Raw genomic sequence first — 23,441 nt, 5'->3', positions numbered from 1 at the left:
GCCATGATGCTGAAGCCGGTCACCGACGCCGACGGCGCGCCCTTCTGGGAGTACGCGGCCCGCGGCGAACTGCGCGTACAGACCTGCTCGGGGTGCGGCGAGCCCCGCTTCCCGCCCCGGCCCTGCTGCCCGCACTGCCGGTCCTTCGCGAGCGGGTGGCAGCCGATGTCGGGGCGCGGGCGCGTGTGGTCGTACGTCGTCCCGCACCCGCCGCTGCTGCCCGCGTACGCGGAACAGGCGCCGTACAACGTGGTCGTGGTGGAGCTGGCGGACGCCCCCCGGATCCGGCTGGTCGGCAATCTGGTCACCGGGGCGGGCGCGCCGCTCGGCTCCCTCGATCCGGGGCGCATCCGGATCGGCGCCCGGGTGCGGGCGGTCTTCCACGAGGGGCTGCCGCAGTGGGTGCTCGCGTGAACACCGTGCGCCTGACGGCCGGCGAGGGCACCGGGGTCGCCGTCGTCACCCTGGACCGGCCCGAGCGGCTCAACGCCATCGACGCGGAGATGGTGCGGGAACTCCGGGCGGTGTGGGGCCGGTTGAGGTCCGACGACGCCGTGCGGGCCGTCGTGCTCACCGGGGCCGGGGAGCGGGCGTTCTGCACGGGGATCGACCGGGACACCGTCGTACCGCAGCCGTCGTCGCCGTACGCGCAGGACGATCCGCTGCTGGGCGTCGGGCCGAAGGCGAACGGGCTGTGGAAGCCGGTCGTCGCGGCGGTGCGCGGGATGGTGTGCGGCGGGGCCTTCTATCTGCTGGGCGAGTGCGAGTTCGTGGTCGCGGACCGCACGGCGGAGTTCTTCGATCCGCACACCACGTACGGCATGGTCAGCGCGTACGAGTCCGTGCTCATGGCCGAGCGGATGCCGTACGGGGAGGCGGCCCGGATGATGCTCATGGGGACGGCCGAGCGGATCTCCGCCGAGCGGGCCCACGCGATCGGTCTGGTGTCCGAACTCACGGTGGACGGTGACCCGTTGGCGGCGGCGGTGCGCTGCGCGGAGGTGGTCGCCGGGTATCCGACGGCGGGGGTGCAGGGGACCGTGCGGGCCCTGTGGGCGGCGCGCGAGGCCGCCCGCGCGCAGGCCTTCGCGCAGGCCCCGCACCTCATCGCCCTCGGCAACCTCCCGCCCGCCCGGCAGGCGGAGCTGTTCGCGGCGCGGCGGCGGGGTTTCCGGGTGCGGTGAAAGGGGCCCGCACCGCGTGGCGGGGTCCGGGCACGCCGGGTGGCGTCGGGCCCGGGACGGCCGCCGTCCGGAGCCTTTTCCGTGAACCGGTACGACGGCCGTCGCGTCCGAGGCCGGAGCGGCCCCGGCGCGTCAGGCCGTACGAGCCGTCCCCGTGCCCTTCTCCGCGTCCAGCGCGTACACGCAGCGGTCCTTGCTGCACGCGTACACCACCCCGTCCCTGACCACCGGGGAGCCGGTGATCTCGCCGCCGGTGGCCAGCTTCCAGCGGAGCCGGCCGTCGTCGGCCTTGAGGGTGTACAGGAGGTGGTCGGTGGAGCCGAAGTGGATCCGGCCCTCCGCGACCGCCGGGGCGCCCACCACGTCCCCGCCCGCCTGGAAGCGCCACTTGGGGGTGCCGGTGACCGCGTCCAGGGTGTACAGGCCCTTGCCGCTGCCGACATGGACGTGCCCCGCGGCCACCAGGACCGGCTCGATGGAGGAGCGGGCCTCGGTGGCGATACGCCAGCGGTCGCGGCCGTCGGTGGCGTCGAGGGCGTAGACCGTGCCGAGGTAGTCGGCGAGGTAGACACCGCCGCCGGTGACGGCGGGGCCGGGCGCGAAGGCGGGCGGGCCGAGGAAGACCGCCGGGGCCTCGAAGTGCCAGCGCACCATTCCGCTGACCGCCTCGACGGCGAGGACGCGGCTGCCGGCGCAGATGTACACATAGCCGTCGGGGGCCGGGGTGATCCGGACCGGGACGCCGCCGCAGGAGGCCGCGTCGCCGATCGGGTACGCCCAGCGCTCGTCGCCGGTACGGGCGTCCAGCGCGCGCAGCCGGGCGTCCTGCCAGACGTAGACCGTGCCGTCGTGGACGTGCGGGCCCGCCTCGGGGGTCTCGAAGTCGGTCTGGCAGCCGCTGATCTCCCACAGCCGCTGCCCGCTCGACGCCTCCCACGCCTGGACGCCGCCGCCCCGGGTGCCGGTGACGACCGTGCCGTGGTCGGCCTTGAGGGAGTACACCCAGGCGTCCGTGGACAGCCGCCACAGATCGGTGCCCTCGCGGGCGTCGAGGGCGAACAGGGTGGGGCCGTCGGAGGCGTGCACCCGCCCGTCCGCGACCGCCATGGACCAGGCCACGTCCCGCGTCTTGAAGCGGCGCCGGCCGGTGCCCACATCGAGGGCGTGCACCTCGAAGGAGGTGACGTAGACGAGGTCGCCGTCGACGGAGGGGGTGCCCCAGACGTCGTTCGACATGCGGAAACGCCAGGGGCGCCAGCCGCTCGCCGGCTCCGGGGGACCGGGCGGGGCGGACGGTACGGCGGGGTCGGCGCCGGCCACCCCGGGGCGCGGGCGGGACCAGTTGGCGACCAGTCCGGCCTCCGGCGGGGGCGCCTTGACGGCGGCGGCGCGGGCGTCGGCGACGCGCGGGCCGGGGCCGATCGGGACCGGGGCGCCGGCCAGCCGGACCGGGCCGGTGTCGGGGGCGGCGGCCGGGGCCGCGAAGGAGGCCGACGGGACCGGCGGGTCGTACGGGGGCGGCGGCGGGACGACCGGGCCCGCGGTGGGGCGCGGCCCGGGTCCGGTGGGGCGCGGGCCGTGAGCGGTCGTCGCCGGGGCGGGCTTGGGGGCCGGGCGGCCGCCGCGGCGGGACTCGATCAGGGCCACCGCGTGATCGGGCAGCCAGGCGGAGGCGGTGCCGCTGTCGTCCGAGCCGGAACCGAAGAGATGCGGCGCGAGCTGGGCCTGGAGGTCGGCGGGCGACGGACGGCCGGGAGCCTCCATCTGCATACAGACCTCGATGAGCGGGCGCAGCTCGTCCGGCAGACCGGTGAGGTCGGGGCCCTCGCGCAGCAGCATGAACACGGTCTCGACCGGGTTGGCGCCGTGGAAGGGCGGGTGCCCGGTGGCCGCGAAGACCAGCATGGAGCCGAGCGAGAAGACATCGCTGGCGCCGGTGACGCTGCGGGAGTCCTTGGCCTGCTCCGGGGACATGTAGGCGGGGGTGCCGACGGCGACGTTCGTCATCGTCAGACGGGTGTTCGAGACGCCGGACGCGATGCCGAAGTCGATCACCCGGGGGCCGTCCTCGACCACGAGCACATTGGACGGCTTGAGGTCGCGGTGGACCAGGCCCGCGCCGTGGATGGACTGGAGGGCCTCGGCGACGCCCGCGGCGAGCCAGCGCACGGCCTGCGCCGGCAGCGGCCCGCACTCGTTCACTATCTCCTCGAGAGAGGGCGCGGGCACATAGGCGGTGGCCAGCCACGGCACGGCGGCGCGCGGGTCGGCGTCGACCACGGCGGCCGTGTAGAAGCCGGAGACCGCGCGGGCCGCCTCCACCTCGCGGGTGAAGCGGACCCGGAAGAGCTGGTCCTCGGCCAGTTCCGTGCGCACCGTCTTGATCGCCACGCGCCGGCCGGACGCCGAGCGCGCGAGATAGACCAGCCCCATGCCGCCGGCACCCAGCCGGCCCAGCACCTCGAACGGCCCGATCCGCCGCGGATCGTGCTGCGTCAGCTGATCCACTTGCCTGCCACCTCCCCGTACCGGCCGCGCCGGCCCTTTTTACGCGACCAAAGTGCAGCGTCTCACCACCGCACCGCCATGGCGGCACGCACCCCGATTCTTCCTGGCCGGGCGGCCGGTTGCGAACCCGAGGACAAATCGGGATGTCCTACCGCTCCAGTAGTGCGAACGACGCCCCTTGATTGTCGGTGACGACGGCCACCCGTCCGTACGACGCCTCGAACGGGGGCGCCTGCACCCGGCCGCCGAGCCGCCGGACGGTGCCGAGCGCCTCGTCGAGGCCGGTGACGCGGAAGTGGGCGAGGATGTGCGGGGGCATCTCGGCGGGAAAGACGTCGGTGACGTCGGCGCGGCCGAAGTCGGGGTCGGCGCCGGGGGCGAACAGGGCGTGGTGGAACAGGCCGCCGTAGAAGGTGTTCGCGCCGGTGGTGTCGCGGGTGTACAGCTCGGCCCAGACGAAGGTGCCGGGCTCGTGGCGCACCCCGAATCCGGGGTGGCGGCGCGCCTGCCACAGCCCGAACACCGCGCCCTCGGGGTCGGCGGCGAGGGCGGCCCGGCCGAGTTCGGCGACCGGGTACGGGGTCACGACCAGCCGGCCGCCGGTCGCGGTGATCCTGCGGCCGAGCGTCTGGATGTCCGGCGTCGCGAAGTACACGGTCCAGACGGTGGGCATCCGCCCGTCCGCCTTCCGCCCCAGCTGCGCCACCGGCCGCCCGTCCAGCGTGGCCCACACGGACCCGGCCTCCCCCTCCTGGAAGCTCCAGCCGAAGAGGTCCCCGTAGAACCGCTTGCCGCCCTCGACGTCGGACAGCTGGGCGTCGAGCCAGCAGGGGGTGCCTTCGGGGTAGGGGCCCGGCTCCCCGGCGGGGGAATCGGCGGCGGATCCGGCAGGAGTTTCGGGGGTGGGTTCGGCGGAAGCCTCGGCGGCGGATTCGGTAGGGGATGCGGTGGTGGATTCGGTAGGGGATGCGGTGGGGGACGGGTCCTCGGTGGGGGCTGGGTGCGGGGCCGAGGCCGGTTTGCCACCCTCGTGTGGCTCTTCGTTCATGGATGCCCTGTTTTCGGCCATGTCGTCAAAGTAACCGGGTGTCGCGCAGCGCGCAGACCAGGCACACCAGGCTCGATGGGCCCGCGCACCCCATTTGCAGTCGGCCGAATCGCGCTCCCATCACCCCTCGGTAAGCTGACGGCATGACAGGACAAGTGCGTACCGTCGACGGCCGCGTGGCCGGTAGGCGTGGGCAGGCGACCCGGCAGAAGCTGCTCGACTGCCTCAGCGAGATGCTCAGCTCCTCCCCGTACCGGGACGTCAAGGTCATCGATGTCGCCCGGAAGGCGGGAACTTCGCCCGCGACCTTCTACCAGTACTTCCCGGACGTCGAGGGTGCCGTCCTGGAGATCGCCGACCAAATGGCCGCCGAGGGCGCCGGATTGACCGAGCTGGTCGAGGGACGCTCCTGGGCCGGCAAGTCCGGCTGGCAGACCTCGCAGGAACTCGTGGACGGCTTCCTGGACTTCTGGAAGAGGCACGACGCGATCCTGCGCGTGGTCGACCTCGGCGCCGCCGAAGGGGACAAACGGTTCTACAAGATCCGTATGAAGATCCTGAACTCGGTGAACAACTCGCTCGCCGACTCGATCGCGGAACTCCAGTCCAAGGGCCGCGTGGACAAGGACGTGAACCCCTCCGCGGTGGCCGGCTCCCTCGTCGCCATGCTCGCCGCGGTCGCCGCCCACCAGAAGGGCTTCACCTCCTGGGGCGTCAAGCAGGCAGAACTCAAGCCCAATCTGGCCCTGTTGATCCACCTGGGCGTCACGGGGCGCAAGCCGTCGAAATAGCACCGATAGGGGCGAGTACGTCCCGTTAGCAGCCAAGTCCTGTCTTGCAGGCGGTGGTTCACCGACGTGAGCCGCCGCCTGCCGCGCTGTCCGGGGGCAAGGGGCTCACGCCGGGAGCGGCCGGTCCCGTACGACGTGCTTCATCACCAGGGTGGACGTCAGCCGCTGCACCCCCGGCAGCGTCGCGAGCCGCTCGTCGTACAGCCGCTGGAACGCCGCGAGGTCGGCCGTTGCCACCCGCAGGAGGTAGTCCGGCTCCCCGAACAGCCGCTGCGCGTCCAGCACATGGTCCAGCTCGCCGACCGCCCGCTCGAACTCGGCCACCGTGTCCCGGTCCTCCTGCCGCATGGACACGAAGACCAGCGCCTCGAAGTTCAGCCCGAGCGCCGTCGCGTCCACCACCGCCCGGTAGCCCTGGATCGCACCGGAGCGCTCCAGCTCACGCAGCCGGCGGTGGCACGGCGAGACGCTGAGTCGCACCCGCGCGGCCAGCTCGGTCACGGTCAGCCGCCCGTCCTGCTGAAGCTCGGCAAGGATCTTCCGGTCCACGTCGTCCATGGAGCAGATCTTTGCGCAAAGGCCCGGATCATGCGCAATTTTCGGGAACACTTTCGGGGCGATCGCGCCTAATGTCCCCTTCATGGACTCGGGACTGCTCTTCTCCTTCCTCGTCGTGGACCTGCTGCTGGTGTGCGTGCCGGGCGCCGACTGGGCGTACGTCATCGCGACCGCCCTGCGCGGCGCCCGGGTCCCGCGCGCGGTGGCGGGCCTGGTCTGCGGATACGCCCTGCACACGGCCCTGGCGGCGGCCGGCCTCGCGGTGCTGGTCGCGGGCTCGCCCCGGCTGCTGACGGCGCTGACCGTGGCGGGCGCCGGCTATCTGCTGTGGCTGGGCTGGGGCGTCCTGCGCCGCCCGGCCGCCCCGCAGGCGGGCCCGGCGGAGACCGCCCAGGGCCGCCTCTTCCTGCGCGGGGCCACGATCAGCGGCCTGAACCCCAAGGGCCTGCTGCTCTACCTCTCCGTGCTCCCCCAGTTCCTCACCCTGCGCGGCGCCCGTCTGCCCGTCCCCGCGCAGACCGCGGCCCTCGGCCTGCTGCACATGGCGTGCTGCGCGGCCGTCTACCTCACGGTCGGCGTCCTCGCCCGCGCCCTGCTCGCTGCCCGCCCGGCCGCGGCCCGCGCGGTGACCCGCACCTCGGGCGCGGCGATGCTCGGCATCGGCGCGTTCCTGCTGGTGGAGCGGCTGGCGACGCTCTGACCGCGGGGGCGCTCAGCGGCCGGACACGTGCTCGGTCAGCCGGAAGAGCCTGATCTGACGGCTGATCCGCCTCTGGTACGCGGCGTACGGCGGCCAGAACGCGAGGGCCGCCGCCCACACCACGGCCCGCTCCTCCCCCTCCAGGAGTACGGCGGTGACGGTCACGTCCGCGCCCCGCCAGCTGATCGACGCCCGGGGCCGGGCGAGCAGATTGTGGGTCCAGGCGGGATGCCCGGGCCGCCCGAAGTTGGACCCGACCAGGATCCAGCTCCGCCCGCCCTCCCTCCCCTCCTCCGGTATGCAGGCCAGCGGTGTCCTGCGCGGCAGCCCGCTGCGGGCGCCCTCGGAGGTGAGGACCACCCCGGGCAGCATCGCCGTGCTGAGCAGCCTGCGCCCCCGGGTGAGCCGGTGCACGCCCCGGTCGAGTGCCGGGATCACGTAGGGGGCGACCCGGGCGAACCCCCGGCTTGCGGACACCTTCCGCACCACCCGCACCCCGAACCCGGCCCGCGCCCGCGCCCGCGCCTGCGCCTGCGCCTGCGCACCGGGACCGTCTTCGCGCCCCGCGCCCCTCACGCCCCCACCTTCCCCGCCGCCCCGAACAGCCCGGTCTCCCCCGCCGCCCCGAACAGCCCGGCCCGCTCCGCCGCCCGCCCCCGCAGCCGGTGCCCCGGCCCGAACAGCAGTTCGTCACCGGCCGCCCGCTTGAAGTACAGGTGCGCGTCGTGCTCCCAGGTGAACCCGATCCCCCCGTGCAGCTGGATCCCCTCGGCCGCCGCCGTCCGCAGCGCCTCCAGCGCCTGTGCGAGCGCCGGTCCCCCGAACCCCTCGCCCGCTCCGCCCGCCGTCGCCCATGCGGCGTAGTACGCGGCCGACCGTGCCGCCCGCACCCCCGCGTAGACCTCCGCCAGCCGGTGCTTGACCGCCTGGAAGGACCCCACGGGCCGCCCGAACTGCTCGCGCCGCCCGACGTACTCCACCGTCCGCTCCAGCACCCGGTCCGCCGCCCCCACGGCCTCGGCGGCGAGGACGGCGGCGACCGGATCCCCGAGCGCCGCGAACGCCTCCCGCGCCTCCGCCCCCTCCTCGGGCCCCAGCAACTCCCCCCTGACCTCTCGCAGTTGCACCCGCCCCTGCGGCCGCGTCGCGTCCAGCGCCGTCCGCCGGATCCGTACGACGCCCACGGCATCCCCCTCGACCAGGAACAGCCGTGTCCGCGCGCGGGCGTACCCCCCGGTGTGCGCGGCGACCAGCAGCAGTCCGGCGCTGTGCCCGTCGAGGACCTGGTCCACCTGCCCGTACAGCCGCCATCCGTCGGGGCCGCGCCCGGCCTGCACCCCGCCCGCCCGGCCGCCCCCGGCGGTGTACCCGCCGTTCGCGCCGGTCAGGGCCAGCGCGCCGGCCAGGTCCGGGCCCGGTACGGCGAGCGCCGCGGTGAGAGTGCCCGCGGCGATCCGGGGCAGCAGCCGCGCGCGCTGGGTCTCGGTGCCGAGGGCGAGGATCAGCGGGGCGGCGAGCACGCAGGTGGCGAGCAGCGGGGAGGGGGCGAGGGCGCGGCCCGTCTCCTCGCAGGCGAGGGCCAGTTCGGTGACCGAGCAGCCGACCCCGCCGTACCGCTCGGGCAGCGCGAGGCCCGGCAGCCCGAGCCGCTCGGCCAGCGCGGCCCACAGCAGCGGGTCGTACCCGGCCGGGGTGTCGACGGCGGCCCGCGACTCGCCCGAGCCGCACCGGGCTCGGAGCAGCTCGCGCAGGGACCGGCGGATCTCGTCCTGCTCGGCGGTGAGACGGGTGTCCATGGGCAGCCCTTCCGGATCCGGCTCTTCCCTCGGGAACTGACGGGCCGTCATATTAGGAGGGCCGACGCGATATGCCCAGGGGCAGGAGGTCTCCCATGACCCGTGTGAGCCGCAACGTCGCCGTGGCCGGTGTGGCGCTCTCCGACTGCGGACGGGTCCCGGACGCGACGCCGTACGCGCTGGGCGCCCAGGCGGCCCGGCGCGCGCTCGCGGACGCCGGTCTGGACCGGTCCGTGGTGGACGGCTTCGCCTCCGCGGGCCTCGGCACGCTGGCCCCGGTGGAGGTCGCCGAGTACCTGGGCCTGCGCCCCACCTGGGTGGACTCCACCTCCGTGGGCGGCTCCACCTGGGAGGTGATGGCGGCGCACGCGGCGGACGCGATCACCGCGGGGCACGCGAAGGCGGTGCTGCTGGTCTACGGCTCGACCGCGCGCTCGGACATCAAGGCGGGCCGCCGCACGGGGGAGTTGTCCTTCGGAACGCGCGGCCCGCTCCAGTTCGAGGCGCCGTACGGGCACACCCTGATCGCCAAGTACGCGATGGCGGCGCGGCGGCACATGATCGAGTACGGCACGACGATCGAGCAGCTGGCCGAGGTCGCGGTGCAGGCGCGGGCGAACGCGGCGCTGAACCCGGAGGCGATGTTCCGGGCGCCGGTCACGGTGGACGAGGTGCTGGCGGGCCCGCTGATCGCCGACCCCTTCACCAGGCTGCACTGCTGCCCGCGCTCGGACGGCGGCGCGGCGGTGCTGCTGGCCGCCGAGGAGGTCGTACGGGACTGCCGTACGGCCCCCGTCTGGGTGCTCGGCACCGGTGAGCACGTCTCGCACGCGGCGATGTCCGAGTGGCCCGACTTCACCGTCTCCCCGGCGGCGGTCAGCGGCCGGCTCGCCTTCGGGCGGGCCGGGGTGCGCCCCGCCGAGATCGACCTCGCCGAGATCTACGACGCCTTCACCTATATGACCCTGGTGACGCTGGAGGACCTGGGCTTCTGCGCCAAGGGCGAGGGCGGGGCGTTCGTCCAGAAGGGCCGGCTGCTGGTGCGCGGCGGCGGGCTGCCGGTGAACACGGACGGCGGCGGCCTGTCCGCCCAACACCCGGGCATGCGCGGCCTGTTCCTGCTGGTGGAAGCCGTACGACAGCTGCGCGGCGAGGCCGGGGAACGCCAGGTGCGCCGCGCCGACGGGACATGGCCCGCCCTCGCGGTGGCGTCCGGCACCGGGGGCTGGTTCTGCTCGTCCGGCACGGTGGTGCTCGGACGATAGCCTCCCGGATCCGCTGGTCCTCGTCCCTCCCCCGGGCCGGTCTCCGTCAGCTCCACGTCCACCAGGAGACAGCGGGTGGCGGCGAGCCTGCGCCGGGCCTCCGCCAGGTCGGTGCGCACGATGGTGCCCTCCGGCATCGCCACCACCGTTACGGTCATCGCCCTCCCGCTCGGCTCCGCTCCCAGCCTGGGCGGGCCCCGGCGCCCGCGCACCCGGATGCCCTCCGGTGCGCCGCCGGGCGGACCGAACGGGTGAGCGCGGGCGCAGGCCGGGGGCGGGCACGCTCCGGCGGCCTTGGATACTCGGCCCCATGGCACAGAACGATCTCCACGCCCTGCTCCTGACCCAGCGCGTCTGGTCGCCCGAGGTGACCCGGCTGCCGCCGTTCGATCCGCACACGGCGCCGCCGACCCCGCTGCCGCTGTTCACGAGCTGGTTCGCCGAGGCGGTGGACGCCGGGCAGCCGGAGCCGCACACGATGACGCTGGCCACGGTGGACGAGGAAGGGCGGCCGGACGCCCGGATCGTGATGCTGCACGGCGCCGACCCCGACGGCTGGTCCTTCGCCACCCACACCACGAGCCGCAAGGGCCGCGCCCTCGACGCCCACCCGTACGCCGCCCTGACCTTCTACTGGCCGGTGCTGGGCCGCCAGGTGCGGGTGCGCGGGCCGGTCGCGGTGGCGCCGTCCGAGGAGAGCCAGGCGGATCTGCACGCCCGCTCCACGGGTGCCCTCGCGGCGGCGCTGACCGGGCACCAGAGCGAGGAGCTGGACTCCGCGGAGGAGCTGCGCCGGGCCTCTCGGGCCGCGTGGGACGAGGCCCGCGAGAACCCTGCCCTGCCCGCGCCCACCTGGGCCCTGTACCGGCTGCGCCCGGACACGGTCGAGTTCTTCCAGGGCGCCGCCGACCGGGCGCATGTCCGGCTGGAGTACCGCAGCACGGGGTTCGGGTGGAGCAGGGGGCTGCTGTGGCCGTGAGGGCGGCGGGCGATCGGGCCCCGGGTCCGGGTTCCGGGGTCCGGGTTCCGGGGTCCGGGTTCCGGGGTCCGGGTTCCGGGTTCCGGGGTCCGGGTTCCGGGGTCCGGGTTCCGGGGTCCGGGTTCCGGGGTCCGGGGTCCGGGTTCCGGGGTCCGGGTTCCGGGGTCCGGGTTCCGGGGTCCGGGTTCCGGGGTCCGGGTTCCGGGGTCCGGGTTCCGGGGTCCGGGTTCCGGGGTCCGGGTTCCGGGGTCCGGGTTCCGGGGTCCGGCGATGCTCCGGGGCGCGGTGATGCCCCCGGGCGCGGTCACGCCCCGAACCCCCATACCGTGAAGTCCGCGACCCCCTCGTAGCCGAGCCGCTGGTACAGGCCGTTGCTCGTGGGGTTGGCCAGGTCGGTGAAGAGGAGCACCTCGGCCGCCCCGGCGGCGCGCGCGGCCCGGCTCACCTCGGCGGTGACCGCGCCGGCGTATCCGCGGCCCCGCAGCGCGGCCGGGGTGTAGACGGGGGCGACGCGGACCTGTCCGGCGATCTCCTCGGTCACCCCGGCCATGGCCAGCGCAGTGCCGTCGGCGGCCTCCCACAGGGTGATGCCGCCGTAGGAGATACGGGCGTCCGCCCACGGCCCCGCGTCCCGCCCGGCGCCTTCGCCCATGGCCTGGGCGAACTCCCCGAACCAGCGCATCAGCAGCGCCCGGTCGGCCGGTCCGGCGATTCTCGGGCGGCCTTCGGGGGCCGGTTCCGGGGCGGTCAGCTCGCCCAGCCGATACAGGCGTTGGCGGCGGTGCACGGCCGCCTCCCGGCCGGTCCGCCGTGTCCAGGCCGCCGCGAAGGCCGCCGCCGGGCCGTGCTCGGCGGTCGCCTCCGAGAACCGCTGGCCGAGACCGGCCAGCCGCTCGGCCAGCGCCTCGGCCTGCTCCGGGGTGACGGGAGTGAGGTAGAGGCCGTGGGGCGGCGTATGGGTCAGCGCCGCGAGCACCGTGCCGTCCGCCGCCGTGAGGGTGCCGAAGAGGGGGGCGTCGCGGCCGTAGTAATGGAGCCCGTGTCTGCGGAGCGTGTCGGTCACGGTCAGCGGCACGGTGTGCGGGGCCGGGCGGGAGCGCAGGAAGCCGCCCGCGCGGGCGAGGAAGTCGTCGAGGTCGTCGGTCAGCTGCCAGGACTCGGGTTGCATGGGCTCATGATCGGGTCAACTCCCCGGCCGGAAAACCGGTTTACCGTCCGCGAACGCCACCCGCAGCGGCATCCCCGCCGACAGCTCCGCCGCCACGGCGTCCACGAGCCGCGTCATCATCCTCGGCCCCTCCGCGAGGTCGACCACGGCGGCGATGTACGGGGTGCGGGCGGAGAAGGGCGGCAGGTCGTTGTGGTGGACCGTGGACCAGGTGTAGAGGGTGGCGCGGCCGGTGGCCTGCTCCCAGGCGACGTCCTCGCTCCAGCAGTGGGGGCAGAACTCGCGCGGATAGTGGTGCGCCCGGCCGCAGGCGGCACACCGGCGGATCAGGAGACGGCCGTCGGCGGCGGCCGCCCAGTAGGGACGGGTGAAGGCGTCGGCCTCGGGGAGGTCGTGGCGCGGACCATCGCTCATCGGCTCCATGCACCTGACGCTACGTCAGAACAGCTCCCTTGCCGACCCCTTCACCCGCCATCCGCGTACACACCCCGCACATCCGTGATCAATCCGGAACCAATTCCGGTCTTGACCGAGACCCATCAAGCGGGTGGATGATTACGCTCCCGCTCATGGCCGTCTCCCGCCCCACCCCCACGCCCCCCTCATCGACCCCCGCCGAGCACCCGGTGTACGTCATCGGCGCAGGTCCCGGCGGTCTCGCCGCCGCGTACGCGCTGCGGGCGCGCGGCATACGGGCGGTGGTGCTGGAGAAGTCCGACGCGGTCGGCGCGTCCTGGCGGCGCCACTACGACCGGCTCCATCTGCACACCACCCGCCGGCTGTCCGCGCTGCCCGGCCTGAAGATCCCGCGCCGGTTCGGCCGCTGGGTGTCCCGCGACGACCTGGTGCGCTACCTGGAGAAGTACGCCGAGCACCATGAGCTGGAGATCGTCACCGGCGTCGAGGTGCACCGCGTCGAGCGGGCCGAGGACGGCACCGGCTGGCTGCTGCGCGGGTCCGGCGGCCGGGAGCTGACCGGCAGCGCGGTGGTCGTCGCCACCGGCTACAACCACACCCCGCGCATCCCGGACTGGCCGGGCCGTCGGTCGTACGACGGCGAGCTGCTGCACGCCGGCGCGTACCGCGACGCGGAGCCGTACGCCGGGCGGGACGTGCTGGTGGTCGGGGCCGGCAACACGGGTGCGGAGATAGCCGTGGACCTGGTGGAGGGCGGGGCCGCGCGGGTCCGGCTCGCGGTGCGCACCGTCCCGCACATCGTGCGCCGCTCCACCCTCGGCTGGCCCGCGCAGTACACGGGCGTGCTGGTACGGCGGCTGCCGGTGCGCCTGGTGGACGGGCTGTCCCGGCAGCAGGCCAGGCTGGCGCTGCCCGACCTGTCCGCGCAGGGGCTGCCCCGGCCCGGCACCGGCCTGTACAGCAGGGTGAAGCAGGGCGCGATCCCGGTGCAGGACGTGGGCCTGCTGGACGCCGTGCGGCGCGGGAAGGTGGAGATCGTCGCGGCCGTGGAGTCCTTCGAGGGCGGGAAGGTGGTCCTGGCGGACGGCTCCCGGATAGAGCCGGAGGCGGTGATCGCGGCGACGGGGTACGCGCGCGGCCTGGAGGGGCTGGTCGGGCATCTGGAGGTGCTCGGCGCGGACGGGAAGCCGGTGGTGCGGGGCGGCCGGACGCCGAAGTCCGCGCCCGGGCTGTACTTCACCGGGTACACCAACCCGATCAGCGGGATGCTGCGGGAGCTGGCGCGGGACGCGGGACGGATCGCGAAGAGGGTGGCGGGGCGTGGGGGGCTGCGCCGGTAGTGCGGGGGTCCTGGGGGCGCCCATCCGGCATGCCGGCTGCGGTTCGTCGTGCCGGGTGCGGTCCGTCGTGGCGCTGCCGCGCGGTTCCCCGCGCCCCTTACGGGGCACGTACTCGCCTCACCCGTCGGTAACTTTCCCTCTCCGCCCCATTCCTGACATCCGCCCGGTTCGTTAATCTGACAGAGCGTCAGTTCACACGTGCTGTCTCATGCTGTCTCACAGGAGCGGGGCGGACCGATGCTTGGATCAACCCACGGGACACTCACCACCGACTCCCGCCGCGCCCGGATCATCGCCTGCGGCGAGCGGCGGACCGGACCCGCCGTGCACGGCCGGGTGGACGATCTCGACGTCGGCGGGCGCCCGCTGCACGCGGACGTGCCGGACCTGAGCCGCTTCTTCCGCCCGCGGTCCGTCGCCGTGATCGGCGCCTCGGACACGGAGGGCCGCCCCAACACCGGCATGACCCGGCAACTGCTGGCCTGGGCCGGGCGGGTCGGCGCCCGGGTGCACCCCGTGCACCCGACCCGCCCGGCCGTCTTCGGCCTCCCCTGCGTCCCCTGTGTCGCCGCGCTGCCCGAACAGGTCGATCTCGCCGTCCTGTTGATCGCCGACCCGCTCCCGGTGATCGGGGAACTCGCCGAGGCCAAGGTGACGTTCGCCGTCGCCTTCGCGTCCGGCTTCGCGGAGACCGGCGAGGCGGGCGCCGCGGCCCAGCGGCGGCTCACGGAGGCCGTACGCCGCTCCGGGCTGCGGCTGCTCGGCCCCAACACCAACCTGAACGCCTTCGAGCGCTTCCGCGACGACCTCACCGGACCGGCGATCGCCCTGATCACCCAGTCCGGTCACCAGGGCCGCCCGGTCTTCGCCCTCCAGGACCTGGGCATCCGCCTGTCCCACTGGGCCCCGACCGGCAACGAGGCCGATCTGGAGAGCGCCGACTTCCTCTCCTGGTTCGCCGAGCAGCCCGAGGTCGGCGCCATCGCCGCGTACCTGGAGGGCCTCAAGGACGGCCGCGCCTTCCTGCTGGCCGCCGACCGCGCCGCCCGCCGGGGCGTGCCGGTGGTCGCGGTGAAGGTGGGCCGCACCGAGGCCGGCGCCCGCACGGCCGCCTCGCACACCGGCAAGCTCACCGGCGCCGACGACGTGGTGGACGCGGCGATGCGCCAGTACGGCGTGATCCGCGTCGACGCCCTGGACGAACTCCAGGACACCGCCGCCCTGTTGGCGCGGGCCAGGCCCCCGCTCGCCGAGGGTGTCGCCGTCTGCTCCATCTCGGGCGGCACCGGCGCCCATGTGGCCGACCTCGCCGCAGCGGCCGGGCTGCACCTGCCGGTCCTCTCCGCGGCGAAGCAGGCCGAGCTGCACCAGTGGATACCGGAGTACCTCGGCGTCGCCAACCCCGTGGACAACGGCGGCCACCCGGTCGGCGACGCGCGCGGCCGGAAGATCATCGACGCGCTGCTCGCCGACCCCTCGATCGGCGTCCTGGTCTGCCCGGTCACCGGCCCCTTCCCGCCGCTCAGCGACAGGCTGGTGCGCGATCTGGTGGACGCGGCGGAGGAGACGGACAAGCTGGTCTGCGTGGTCTGGGGGTCACCGGTGGGCACCGAGCCGGCGTACCGGGACGTCCTGCTCGGCTCCTCCCGGGTCGCCACCTTCCGTACCGTCGGCAACTGCCTGCGGGCGGTGCGCGCCTGGCTCGGCCACCACCGCTTCACCGCCTCCTACCGCTCCCCCTTCGACGAGGCCCCGCGCACCCCCTCCCCCTCCTTCCGCAAGGCGGCGGCGCTGATGAGCCCCGGGCGGCAGCTCAGCGAGCACGCGGCCAAGCAGCTGCTGCGCGCCTACGGCATCCGGGTGCCGCGCGAACAGCTGGTGACCAGCGCCGCGGCGGCCGTGCGCGCGGCGGCCCAGATCGGCTACCCGGTGGTGATGAAGGCCTCCGGCGACCGGCTCGCCCACAAGACCGAGCTGGGCCTGGTGAAGATCGGCCTCACCTCGGCCAGCCAAGTACGCGACGCATACCGCGGGTTGAACGACATCGCGCGCTACGAGGGCGTCCCGCTGGACGGCGTCCTGGTCTGCCAGATGGTCGAGCGGGGCGTGGAGATGGTCGTCGGGGTCACCCATGACGAGCTGTTCGGGCCGACCGTGACCGCCGGGCTCGGGGGCGTCCTGGTCGAGGTGCTGCGCGACACCGCCGTACGCGTGCCGCCGTTCGGTGAGGACCAGGCCCATGCCCTGCTCGGGGACCTGCGCGGCCGGGCCCTCCTGGACGGGGTCCGGGGACGGCCGCCCGCCGATGTGGACGCCCTGGTGGAGGTGATCCTGCGGGTCCAGCGGATGGCCCTCGAACTGGGCGATCACCTCGCCGAGTTGGACGTCAACCCGCTGATGGTGCTGCCCCGGGGGCAGGGCGCGGTGGCGCTGGACGCGCTGGTGGTGTGCCGATGACCGGGGTCGGGCACGAGGTGCGCGACCACGTCTCCCACCTCACCCTGAACCGCCCCGAGACCCTGAACGCCCTCACCCCCGCGCTGCGCGACCGCCTCGTCGGCCTGCTGACCGAGGCGTCCGCCGACCCGTCCGTGCGCGCGGTGGTCCTCACCGGGACCGGCCGGGGCTTCTGCGCGGGCGCCGACCTGCGCCCCGGGACGGACTCCCCCGCGCCCCGGATCCCCGGCGATGTCGCCCGCACCCTGCGCACCGGCGCCCAGCGCCTGATCGCCGCCGTCCTCGACTGCGAGAAGCCGGTGATCGCGGCGGTGAACGGCACGGCGGCGGGTCTCGGCGCGCATCTCGCCCTCGCCTGCGATCTGGTCCTGGCCGCCGAGTCGGCCCGCTTCATCGAGGTCTTCGTACGGCGCGGACTCGTACCGGACGCGGGCGGCGCCTACCTCCTGCCCCGGCTGACCGGCCTCCAGCGGGCGAAGGAGCTGATGTTCTTCGGCGACGCGCTGTCCGCGCCGGAGGCGGAGCGGCTGGGCCTCGTCAACCGGGTGCTCCCGGACGGGGAGCTGGCGAAGACGGCCCGTGACTGGGCCGCCCGTCTCGCCACCGGCCCGACCCGCGCCCTCGCCCTCACCAAGCACCTTCTCAACGCCTCCCTCGACAGCGACCGCGCGTCCGCCTTCGCGGCGGAGGCGTGGGCGCAGGAGATCAACCTGACGACGGAGGACGCCGGGGAGGGACTGCGGGCGTTCACGGAGCGAAGGGGACCCGCGTTCCAGGGACGCTGAGACCGCCCCGGCCCGACCCTTCGCGCCCCTTCCGGCCTGACGCCCTGTCAGCTTCAATGGAGGGGTGATGGGACACGCAGGAGCCGCCGCCGCAGCCGTCCGCTACCTGGGCCTGAACCCGGTGGAACCGCTGCCGCGCCCGGAGCTGCGCTGTGTGCGGGAGGACGAGCGGGCGCCGGTGGACCGGGGCGAGTTCCGCCGCGTCCTCGGCACCTTCGCGAGCGGGGTCACGGTGATCACGGCACCGGCCGCCGAGGGCGAGAGCGGCCCGGCCGGATTCGCCTGCCAGTCCTTCTCCTCGCTCTCCCTCGACCCGCCCCTGGTCTGCTTCATGGTGGTGCGTACGTCCACCACCTGGCCCCGCATCGCCCGCGCCGGCGTCTTCTGCGTCAACATCCTCGGCGCCGACCAGGCCGGGCTGTGCCGGGCCTTCGCGGTGCGCGGCGCCGACAAGTTCGCGGGCGTCCCGCACACCCCCGCACCCCGTACGGGTTCCCCCAGGCTCCTGGGCGCCGCCGCCTGGATCGACTGCACCGTCCACGCGGTCCACCCCGGCGGCGACCACCTGATCGTGACCGGCCGCGTCGACGCCCTCGGCGCCACCGACGACCCCCCGGCCCCCCTCCTCTTCCACCGCGGCCGGTTCGGCCGGCTCGCCGACTAGGGCCTGCCCGGCGGACCTCGTGGTGGCCGTGGGCCTCGGCGCCCCTCCGGCGGACTCGCCGCCCGCCACAAGGCCGGAGCCCGCCCGGCCGCCGTTCCGCGCCAACCGGACGTGCGACCGGACCACTTGGCCAAAACCAGCCGCATACACGCCGTATTACCCGCCATGTAATCGACGCGCTGCGGGACCTCTGACAGGGTCGGGATCATGACGACTTCCGAAGCCCATGACCCCCGCCAGGACAGCCTCGACGCGGCCGTCTCCCGGCTGAAGGCCGAGGCGGGCGGACGCCTCGCGGCCCGGCACCGCGCCGACCTGGACCCGGCCGAGCTGGCCCGCGCGGCCGGCGTCGACCCGGCCCTGATCGAGGAGCGGTTCCCGGACCGGGACGCCCTGCTGACCGACCTGGTGCTGGCCGCCTACAACGCGATGGGCGACAGCGCGGAGCGGGCCGCGGCCGAGGCGCAGAAGGCCGGGGCCGAGCTGCTGAGCCGCTGGGTCGCGTGCTGCGAGGGCGTCCGCACATGGGCGCTCGCCCACCCCGAGGAGTACGTGCTGATCTGGGGCCGCCCGGTGCCCGGTTACGACGCCCCACCGGAGACGATGGCCGCGGGCGCCCGCACGGTCCTGGTCCTGCTCGGCCTGGTCCGCGAGGCGTTGGCGGCCGGCGAACTCGCCGTGGACCATGTGCCCGCGCCCGAGCTGTCCGAGGGCATGGCCCGCACGATCGAGCCGCTGGCCCAGGGCATGCTGAGCGGCCTGCCCACCCCGGTCATCACCCGCATGCTGATCGTCTGGACCCAGCTGCACGGCATGGTCGGCTTCGAGGTCAACGGCCATATCGCGGGCGTCGCCGCCGACCCGGCCGCCTTCTTCACCCACGCGGCCACCGCCATGGGCCAGTACATCGGCCTGCCCCACTGACCCCGTGATCCCCCGGCCGCGCTCCGGCCCGCGGCCCTGGGGGCGTACGAAGATCGCTCAGTGACCGGCCCCGCCGGGCAGCCCGGCGGGGCCGGTCAGGTCGTCGTGCGCGTAGAGGGTGCGCTGGGACACCGGCGCAGTGCCGCAGGCGAACGATTCCGTCCGCTTGAGCGATCCGGGAGGAGTTCCGGCCCCACCGTCAGCCCATGGCGAGGACCGGCTCGGGCGGGCGGACCCTGCGGATCACCAGGGACATCAGCGCCGCCGCCGCGCACAGCGTGCCCGAGGCGTACCAGACGAGGTCGTAGGAGCCGAAGACATCACGGGCGAGCCCGCCGAGGTAGGCCACGAGCGCGGCGCCGATCTGGTGGGAGGCCAGCACCCAGCCGAAGACGATCGCGCTGTCCTCGCCGAACTGCTCGCGGCACAGGGCGAGGGTGGGCGGGACGGTGGCCACCCAGTCGAGGCCGTAGAAGACGATGAAGAACAGCATCGGCGGGTGGACCGAGGGGGCCAGCAGCATCGGCAGGAAGACCAGCGACAGACCGCGCAGGGCGTAGTAGACGGCCAGCAGGCGGCGGGGCTCGAAGCGGTCGGTGAACCAGCCGGAGGCGATGGTGCCGACGACGTCGAACACCCCGATCACCGCGAGCAGCGAGGCCGCCGTGGTCACCGGCATGCCGTGGTCGTGCTCGGCGGGCACGAAGTGGGTCTGGATCAGGCCGTTGGTGGAGGCGCCGCAGATCGCGAAGGTACCGGCGAGGAGCCAGAACGTGCCGGTGCGCACGGCGGTCGACAGGACCTTGAGGGTGCGCCGGGCGGCGCCCGTCGCCGGGGGCGGCTTCGGTATGAACTCCCCGGACCCGTAGGGGTTCTGCCCGACGTCCGCCGGGTGGTCGTGCAGCAGCAGCCAGACGAAGGGCACCACCGCCAGGGCGGCGAGGGCGACGGTCACGGCGGCGGGCCGCCAGCCGTGGTGCTCGACCATCCAGGACAGCAGCGGCAGGAAGACCAGCTGCCCGGAGGCGGACGCGGCGGTCAGGATCCCGGTGACCAGGCCCCGGCGCGCCGTGAACCAGCGGTTGGTGACCGTCGCCGCGAAGGCCAGCGCCATCGAGCCCGTGCCGAGCCCGACGAGCAGCCCCCAGCACAGCCACAGCTGCCACGCCGCCGTCATCCACACGGTCAGCCCGGAGCCGGCCGCGATCACGGTCAGCGCCGCTGCGACCACCCGCCGGATGCCGAAGCGGTCCATCAGCGCGGCGGCGAACGGCGCGGTCACCCCGTAGAGCGCGAGATTGAGGGAGACGGCCGCGCCGATCGTGCCGTGCGACCAGCCGAACTCCTGGTGCAGCGGGTCGATCAGCAGACCGGGCAGGGAGCGGAAGGCCGCCGCGCCGGTGATCGTGACGAAGGTGACGGCCGCGACGAACCAGGCGCGGTGCAGGCGGGCGCGCGCCGGGCGCGGACCGGGCGGGGCGGCCTCGGCGGGGACGGCGGCGGGGTTTGTCTGAGTCACGTCATACAGCGTCCGCATTTCCTTCCCACGCATCGAGTGGCCCGAGGGACAGCATTCGCTAGGATCGGGCCATGAGTGTCGACCGGGCCGTTGGCGTGGATCGGGCCCCGCATGTCGATCGGGCCATGGACGCCGCCGAGGAGTCCCGTCCGCACCGGGTCGCCGTCCTCGCCCTCGACGGGCTCCTCCCCTTCGAGCTGGGCATCCCGCACCGCGTCTTCGGCCGCCCCAGGGACGCCCGGGGCCGGCCGCTGTACGAGGTCTTCACCTGCTCGGTACGGCCCCCGGGCCCGGTGGAGACGGACGCCGACTTCGCGGTCCACGTGCCGCACGGCCCGGAGGCGCTGGCCCGCGCCGACACGGTGATCGTCCCGGCGTCGTACGAGCTGGGCCCGGTCTTCGAGGAGGGCCGGCTGACCAAGGAGCTGGCCGCCGCGCTCGCCCGGATCCGGCCCGGCACCCGGCTCGCCTCCATCTGCACCGGGGTGTACGTCCTCGCCGCCGCCGGATATCTCGACGGCCGCCCGGCGACCACCCACTGGGCCGAGGCGGACCACTTCCAGCGGCTGTTCCCGCGGATCCGGGTGGACGCGGACGTGCTGTTCATCGACGACGGGGACGTGCTGACCTCGGCCGGGGTGGCCGCCGGGATCGACCTGTGCCTGCACATGGTCCGCCGCGACTTCGGCACGGCCGTCGCCAACGACGTGGCCCGGCGGATGGTCGTACCCCCGCACCGCGACGGCGGCCAGGCCCAGTACATAGAGCGCCCGGTGCCCGACCCCCAGCTCGCCACCACCACCGGCGCCCGCGCCTGGGCGCTGGCCCGGCTGCACGAGCCGATCCAGCTGCGCGACCTGGCCGAGCAGGAGGCCATGTCGGTACGCACCTTCACCCGCCGCTTCCGCGAGGAGGTCGGCGTCAGCCCCGGGCAGTGGCTCAGCCGGCAACGGGTCGAGCGGGCCCGGCAGTTGCTGGAGACCACCGACCTCGCCATGGACCAGGTGGCGCAGACGTCGGGGTTCGGCACGGCGCAGTCGATGCGGCAGCACCTGCAGCAGGCGCTGGGGGTGACGCCGACGGCCTACCGGCGGACCTTCCGGGCGCTCACCGAATCCGGGTGACGTGGCTCAGAACGTGAGCACGGCCCGCGCCACCCGCCCCGCCTCCGCGTCCGCCCGCGCCTTCTCGAAGTCCTCCACCGGGTACACCGCCGACACCAACTCGTCGAGCAGCAGGCGCCCTCGGCGGTACAGGTCGGCGTACAGGGCGATGTCGCGCTGGGGGCGGGCGGAGCCGTAGCGGCAGCCCAGGATCGACTTGTCCAGGTAGAGGGCGGAGACGCGGAAGGACGCCTCGGCGGCGGCCGGGGGCACGCCGAGGAGGATCGCCTGGCCGTGCCGGTCGAGGAGGCCGACGGCCTGCCGGATCAGCTCCACCCGGCCGACGCACTCGAAGACATGGTCGGCCCCCGTCGGCAGCAGCTCCCGCACCGCGTCCGCCGAGGTGAGGAAGTCGGTCGCGCCGAACTCCCGGGCCATCCCCGCCTTCGCCGGGTTGGCGTCCACGGCCACGATCCGGGAGGCGCCCGCGAGCCGCGCCCCCTGGAGCACGTTCAGGCCGATGCCGCCGGTGCCGATGACGACGACGCTGTCCCCGCACCGCACCCGGGCCCGGTTCAGTACGGCGCCCACCCCGGTGAGCACCCCGCAGCCGATCAGCGCGGCGGACTCCAGGGGGATGTCAGCGGGGACGCGGACCGCCTGGACGGCCTTGACGACGGTGCGTTCCGCGAAGGCGGAGTTGGCGGCGAACTGGTGGACGGGCTCCGCCCCCGCCAGGGTGAAGGGCCGCTCCGGGCGCCCGGTCGCCGCCCGGCACATGGTCGGGCGGCCCCGGTCGCACTCCGGGCAGGTGCCGCAGTTGGCGAGCGTGGACAGGGCCACATGGTCGCCGGGCACGACATGGGTGACGCCCGCGCCGACCGCCGCCACCACTCCGGCGCCCTCGTGCCCGAGCACCACCGGGACCGGGAACGGGATGGTGCCGTCCACCACCGACAGATCGCTGTGGCACAGCCCCGCCGCCGCGATCGCGACCAGCACCTCGCCAGGACCCGGCGCGCGCACCGCCAGATCGTCCACCACCCGTACCCGCCGGCCGTCGAACACCACACCCCGCATCACCGGACCCCCTTCGGCTCCCTGGGCAGACCGAGCGCGCGCTCGGCGATGATCGTGCGCTGGATCTGGTCCGAGCCGCCGTAGATGGTGTCGGCCCGGGAGAAGAGGAACAACTGCTGGTCCGCGTCGATCCGGTACGGCTCCTCGGCCGACCACTCCCGGGGCCCCACCCCCGCCTCCGCGCCCCGCACCTGTACGGCCAGCTCGCCGAGCCTCTGATGCCAGTCGGCCCACAGCAGCTTGGCGACGCTGGGCGCGGCGGGCTCGTCCGCGCCGCCCAGGGTGCGCAGGGCGTGCCAGCGCATGGTGCGCAGCTCGGCCCACTGCCGCACGAGCCGGTCCCGCAGGAGCGGGTCACGCACGGCCCCGCCGCGTACGGCCGTCTCCACGACCCTCCGCAACTCCTCCCCGAACCCGATCTGCTGCGCCAGCGTGGACACGCCCCGCTCGAAGCCGAGCAGGCTCATCGCCACGCGCCACCCGTCGCCCTCCGCGCCGACGACGTGTTCCGCCCTCGCGCCGTCGAAGAAGACCTCGTTGAAATCGCTGGTCCCGGTCAGCTGCCGGATCGGCCGTACCTCGATACGGCCCGGCTGGTCCATCGGTACGAGCAGGAAGCTGAGCCCGTGGTGCCGCCGCGACCCCTCCTCGGTCCGCGCCAGCACGAAGCACCAGTCGGCCTCGTGGGCGAGGGAGGTCCAGATCTTCTGCCCGGTGACCCGGTGCCGCCCGCCCTCGCGTACGGCCCTGGTCCGCACGGCCGCGAGATCGGACCCGGCACCCGGTTCGCTGTACCCCTGGCACCAGAGTTCCGCACCGGCGGCGACGGCCGGCAAAAAGCGCCGCTTCTGCTCCTCGGTCCCGTACCTGATCAGCGTCGGCGCGAACAGCTTCTCCCCGATGTGCCCCGCCCTGGCCGGCGCCCCGGAACGGGCGTACTCCTCGGCCCAGACGACCTGCTCGGTGAGCGACCCGGTCCGGTTCCCGAACCCGGCCTCCGCCCAACCCAGCCCGATCCAACCGTCCTTACCGAGGACCCGTTCCCAATCCCTCCGGTCGACCTCCTGACCGGCGTGAGCCGCGAGCCACGCCCTCACCTCGCCTCGAAAGCCTTCGTCCTCGTCGCTGAACCCGAAATCCATACTCCCCGCCTCC

Annotated in this window: 23 protein-coding genes; 13 read left to right on the top strand and 10 right to left on the bottom strand. The window is 74.5% G+C overall.

The genetic code is table 11. The features are described from left to right. Positions 1-6: 6 nt before the first annotated feature. Both QHG49_RS20030 and QHG49_RS20025 read left to right on the top strand, forming a co-directional pair. Positions 7-414, top strand: a complete 408-nt coding sequence (locus tag QHG49_RS20030) for a Zn-ribbon domain-containing OB-fold protein (protein ID WP_301492863.1) — start codon at positions 7-9, stop codon at positions 412-414. After that, complete coding sequence (locus QHG49_RS20025) at positions 411-1,184, top strand: enoyl-CoA hydratase/isomerase family protein (RefSeq protein ID WP_301490564.1); 774 nt, start codon at positions 411-413, stop codon at positions 1,182-1,184. The genes QHG49_RS20030 and QHG49_RS20025 overlap by 4 nt, the downstream gene beginning before the upstream one ends. 132 nt (positions 1,185-1,316) lie before the next feature. Here QHG49_RS20025 and QHG49_RS20020 read toward each other — a convergent pair whose 3' ends face one another. Both QHG49_RS20020 and QHG49_RS20015 read right to left on the bottom strand, forming a co-directional pair. Further along, complete coding sequence (locus QHG49_RS20020; protein ID WP_145485951.1) at positions 1,317-3,692, bottom strand: PQQ-binding-like beta-propeller repeat protein; 2,376 nt, start codon at positions 3,690-3,692, stop codon at positions 1,317-1,319. 148 nt (positions 3,693-3,840) lie between these two features. Beyond that, positions 3,841-4,503: a VOC family protein gene (locus QHG49_RS20015; RefSeq protein ID WP_145486001.1), complete on the bottom strand. Its 663-nt coding sequence runs from the start codon at positions 4,501-4,503 to the stop codon at positions 3,841-3,843. A gap of 392 nt (positions 4,504-4,895) precedes the next feature. On the opposite strand from QHG49_RS20015, the gene QHG49_RS20010 reads away from it, so the two are divergent. Then, positions 4,896-5,531, top strand: coding sequence for a TetR family transcriptional regulator (locus tag QHG49_RS20010; protein WP_145486000.1), 636 nt, complete (start codon positions 4,896-4,898; stop codon positions 5,529-5,531). Between the two features lie 105 nt (positions 5,532-5,636). Here QHG49_RS20010 and QHG49_RS20005 read toward each other — a convergent pair whose 3' ends face one another. Continuing rightward, positions 5,637-6,089 (bottom strand): Lrp/AsnC family transcriptional regulator, encoded by a 453-nt coding sequence (locus QHG49_RS20005; protein WP_037657809.1) that lies wholly within the window; start codon positions 6,087-6,089, stop codon positions 5,637-5,639. A gap of 82 nt (positions 6,090-6,171) precedes the next feature. Between QHG49_RS20005 and QHG49_RS20000 the strand changes: the two genes are divergently transcribed. Further along, the gene (locus tag QHG49_RS20000) at positions 6,172-6,789 is read left to right on the top strand and encodes a LysE family translocator (protein WP_159702366.1); all 618 of its coding nucleotides are present in this window, start codon (positions 6,172-6,174) and stop codon (positions 6,787-6,789) included. 12 nt (positions 6,790-6,801) lie between these two features. On the opposite strand, the gene QHG49_RS19995 is transcribed toward QHG49_RS20000, so the two are convergent. After that, on the bottom strand, positions 6,802-7,284 hold the full coding sequence (locus QHG49_RS19995) for a nitroreductase/quinone reductase family protein (protein ID WP_159708287.1): 483 nt from the start codon (positions 7,282-7,284) through the stop codon (positions 6,802-6,804). 77 nt (positions 7,285-7,361) lie between these two features. Continuing rightward, positions 7,362-8,585, bottom strand: a complete 1,224-nt coding sequence (locus QHG49_RS19990) for an acyl-CoA dehydrogenase family protein (protein WP_301490561.1) — start codon at positions 8,583-8,585, stop codon at positions 7,362-7,364. 95 nt (positions 8,586-8,680) lie between these two features. Between QHG49_RS19990 and QHG49_RS19985 the strand changes: the two genes are divergently transcribed. From QHG49_RS19985 to QHG49_RS19975, 3 genes are all read left to right on the top strand, one after another. Further along, positions 8,681-9,850 carry an acetyl-CoA acetyltransferase gene (locus tag QHG49_RS19985; RefSeq protein WP_159702372.1) on the top strand — a complete coding sequence of 390 codons (1,170 nt, stop codon included), beginning with the start codon at positions 8,681-8,683 and terminating at the stop codon, positions 9,848-9,850. Between the two features lie 75 nt (positions 9,851-9,925). Then, complete coding sequence (locus tag QHG49_RS19980; protein WP_301490559.1) at positions 9,926-10,105, top strand: hypothetical protein; 180 nt, start codon at positions 9,926-9,928, stop codon at positions 10,103-10,105. 55 nt (positions 10,106-10,160) lie between these two features. Beyond that, the gene (locus tag QHG49_RS19975; protein ID WP_145485949.1) at positions 10,161-10,829 is read left to right on the top strand and encodes a pyridoxal 5'-phosphate synthase; all 669 of its coding nucleotides are present in this window, start codon (positions 10,161-10,163) and stop codon (positions 10,827-10,829) included. Positions 10,830-11,133: 304 nt separating this feature from the next. On the opposite strand, the gene QHG49_RS19970 is transcribed toward QHG49_RS19975, so the two are convergent. Both QHG49_RS19970 and QHG49_RS19965 read right to left on the bottom strand, forming a co-directional pair. After that, positions 11,134-11,997, bottom strand: a complete 864-nt coding sequence (locus QHG49_RS19970) for a GNAT family N-acetyltransferase (protein ID WP_301490557.1) — start codon at positions 11,995-11,997, stop codon at positions 11,134-11,136. Between the two features lie 15 nt (positions 11,998-12,012). Then, complete coding sequence (locus QHG49_RS19965; protein WP_145485947.1) at positions 12,013-12,411, bottom strand: Zn-ribbon domain-containing OB-fold protein; 399 nt, start codon at positions 12,409-12,411, stop codon at positions 12,013-12,015. 155 nt (positions 12,412-12,566) lie between these two features. On the opposite strand from QHG49_RS19965, the gene QHG49_RS19960 reads away from it, so the two are divergent. From QHG49_RS19960 to QHG49_RS19940, 5 genes are all read left to right on the top strand, one after another. Further along, a complete protein-coding gene (locus QHG49_RS19960; protein ID WP_159702381.1) occupies positions 12,567-13,754 on the top strand; it encodes an NAD(P)/FAD-dependent oxidoreductase in 1,188 nt (395 codons plus the stop codon). Positions 13,755-13,991: 237 nt separating this feature from the next. Beyond that, a complete protein-coding gene (locus QHG49_RS19955; protein ID WP_301490556.1) occupies positions 13,992-16,211 on the top strand; it encodes an acetate--CoA ligase family protein in 2,220 nt (739 codons plus the stop codon). Next, positions 16,208-16,996, top strand: coding sequence for an enoyl-CoA hydratase/isomerase family protein (locus tag QHG49_RS19950; protein ID WP_201300587.1), 789 nt, complete (start codon positions 16,208-16,210; stop codon positions 16,994-16,996). Before QHG49_RS19955 ends, QHG49_RS19950 begins: the two co-directional genes overlap by 4 nt. Before the next feature lie 67 nt (positions 16,997-17,063). Next, positions 17,064-17,660, top strand: coding sequence for a flavin reductase family protein (locus tag QHG49_RS19945; RefSeq protein WP_301490555.1), 597 nt, complete (start codon positions 17,064-17,066; stop codon positions 17,658-17,660). A gap of 207 nt (positions 17,661-17,867) precedes the next feature. Then, positions 17,868-18,584, top strand: a complete 717-nt coding sequence (locus QHG49_RS19940; RefSeq protein WP_145485945.1) for a TetR-like C-terminal domain-containing protein — start codon at positions 17,868-17,870, stop codon at positions 18,582-18,584. A gap of 199 nt (positions 18,585-18,783) precedes the next feature. Here QHG49_RS19940 and QHG49_RS19935 read toward each other — a convergent pair whose 3' ends face one another. After that, entirely contained in the window at positions 18,784-20,103 is a 1,320-nt protein-coding gene (locus QHG49_RS19935; protein WP_201300588.1) for an MFS transporter, read from the bottom strand. Positions 20,104-20,228: 125 nt separating this feature from the next. Here QHG49_RS19935 and QHG49_RS19930 point away from each other — a divergent pair, with 125 nt between their 5' ends. Then, entirely contained in the window at positions 20,229-21,227 is a 999-nt protein-coding gene (locus QHG49_RS19930; protein WP_301492858.1) for a GlxA family transcriptional regulator, read from the top strand. 6 nt (positions 21,228-21,233) lie between these two features. On the opposite strand, the gene QHG49_RS19925 is transcribed toward QHG49_RS19930, so the two are convergent. Next, positions 21,234-22,286: an alcohol dehydrogenase catalytic domain-containing protein gene (locus QHG49_RS19925; protein WP_159702393.1), complete on the bottom strand. Its 1,053-nt coding sequence runs from the start codon at positions 22,284-22,286 to the stop codon at positions 21,234-21,236. Next, positions 22,286-23,428 carry an acyl-CoA dehydrogenase family protein gene (locus QHG49_RS19920; RefSeq protein ID WP_301490554.1) on the bottom strand — a complete coding sequence of 381 codons (1,143 nt, stop codon included), beginning with the start codon at positions 23,426-23,428 and terminating at the stop codon, positions 22,286-22,288. Before QHG49_RS19920 ends, QHG49_RS19925 begins: the two co-directional genes overlap by 1 nt. Positions 23,429-23,441 lie beyond the last annotated feature (13 nt).

The sequence above is a fragment of the Streptomyces sp. WP-1 genome, from assembly GCF_030450125.1.
GTDB lineage: Bacteria > Actinomycetota > Actinomycetes > Streptomycetales > Streptomycetaceae > Streptomyces > Streptomyces incarnatus.
The sequence above is the reverse complement of the archived record's forward strand: the minus strand, read 5'-3'. Positions and strand labels throughout refer to the sequence as shown.

What these genes read in the sequence shown, in the direction of transcription:
- QHG49_RS19985 (WP_159702372.1), top strand. Translation starts at nt 8,681, where the DNA reads ATGACCCGTGTGAGCCGCAACGTCGCCGTGGCCGGTGTGGCGCTCTCC.
- QHG49_RS19930 (WP_301492858.1), top strand. Translation starts at nt 20,229, where the DNA reads ATGGACGCCGCCGAGGAGTCCCGTCCGCACCGGGTCGCCGTCCTCGCC.
- QHG49_RS19945 (WP_301490555.1), top strand. Translation starts at nt 17,064, where the DNA reads ATGGGACACGCAGGAGCCGCCGCCGCAGCCGTCCGCTACCTGGGCCTG.
- QHG49_RS19955 (WP_301490556.1), top strand. Translation starts at nt 13,992, where the DNA reads ATGCTTGGATCAACCCACGGGACACTCACCACCGACTCCCGCCGCGCC.
- QHG49_RS20005 (WP_037657809.1), bottom strand. Translation starts at nt 6,089, where the DNA reads ATGGACGACGTGGACCGGAAGATCCTTGCCGAGCTTCAGCAGGACGGG.
- QHG49_RS19940 (WP_145485945.1), top strand. Translation starts at nt 17,868, where the DNA reads ATGACGACTTCCGAAGCCCATGACCCCCGCCAGGACAGCCTCGACGCG.
- QHG49_RS19965 (WP_145485947.1), bottom strand. Translation starts at nt 12,411, where the DNA reads ATGAGCGATGGTCCGCGCCACGACCTCCCCGAGGCCGACGCCTTCACC.
- QHG49_RS19975 (WP_145485949.1), top strand. Translation starts at nt 10,161, where the DNA reads ATGGCACAGAACGATCTCCACGCCCTGCTCCTGACCCAGCGCGTCTGG.
- QHG49_RS19920 (WP_301490554.1), bottom strand. Translation starts at nt 23,428, where the DNA reads ATGGATTTCGGGTTCAGCGACGAGGACGAAGGCTTTCGAGGCGAGGTG.
- QHG49_RS20030 (WP_301492863.1), top strand. Translation starts at nt 7, where the DNA reads ATGCTGAAGCCGGTCACCGACGCCGACGGCGCGCCCTTCTGGGAGTAC.
- QHG49_RS19925 (WP_159702393.1), bottom strand. Translation starts at nt 22,286, where the DNA reads ATGCGGGGTGTGGTGTTCGACGGCCGGCGGGTACGGGTGGTGGACGAT.
- QHG49_RS19990 (WP_301490561.1), bottom strand. Translation starts at nt 8,585, where the DNA reads ATGGACACCCGTCTCACCGCCGAGCAGGACGAGATCCGCCGGTCCCTG.
- QHG49_RS19970 (WP_301490557.1), bottom strand. Translation starts at nt 11,997, where the DNA reads ATGCAACCCGAGTCCTGGCAGCTGACCGACGACCTCGACGACTTCCTC.
- QHG49_RS20000 (WP_159702366.1), top strand. Translation starts at nt 6,172, where the DNA reads ATGGACTCGGGACTGCTCTTCTCCTTCCTCGTCGTGGACCTGCTGCTG.
- QHG49_RS19950 (WP_201300587.1), top strand. Translation starts at nt 16,208, where the DNA reads ATGACCGGGGTCGGGCACGAGGTGCGCGACCACGTCTCCCACCTCACC.
- QHG49_RS19960 (WP_159702381.1), top strand. Translation starts at nt 12,567, where the DNA reads ATGGCCGTCTCCCGCCCCACCCCCACGCCCCCCTCATCGACCCCCGCC.